This is a genomic window from Mitsuaria sp. WAJ17 (genome assembly GCF_014174515.1).
In the GTDB taxonomy this organism is placed as follows: domain Bacteria; phylum Pseudomonadota; class Gammaproteobacteria; order Burkholderiales; family Burkholderiaceae_C; genus Roseateles_B.
Map to the genome: position 1 here is coordinate 1 of NZ_JACJUG010000117.1, position 445 is coordinate 445.

General features: G+C 70.8%; 1 protein-coding gene. It reads right to left on the minus strand.

Features of this window, described 5'->3' with window-relative positions; all coding sequences use genetic code 11:
- A partial coding sequence (locus H5407_RS23630) for an aminopeptidase (protein WP_183106922.1) occupies nt 1–445 on the minus strand: 445 nt, incomplete at both ends.

Consider the following 445-nt stretch of genomic DNA (forward strand, 5'->3'; position numbering starts at 1 on the left):
CTAAGCGACGCTGCGGCGCCGGCAATGCGGCCAGGCGTCGCACCTCGGCGTAGAAGCGCGCCCAGTCACCGCCCAGCCGGGCATGCAGGCGCTCGAACTGCGGCGTGAGCTCGTGGTAGGCCCCGAGCACCGCCAGACTGGCATTGTTGGCACGCGCATACCAGGCGTCGTAGCCCGCAAAGCCGCCCCATTCCTCGCGCTTGAGGCGCTCGTAGTCGGCGCGCATGGCGGCGAACAAGGCCTGCTTGGCGGCACGCTTGGCCGCCTCGTCCTGTGCGCTGGCATAGAGCTCGGCCAGTCGCTCGCGGTAGCGCAGGTTCAGCGCCAGAAAGCCACGCCGCCGCTCATCGCCCTGGCGATAGCGCTGCCAGGCTTGCGGCGAGCCCTGCCGGCGCAACCAGGCCTCGGCGCCCAGGCGTTCCACCGCACCGGCAAAGCTCTCGTT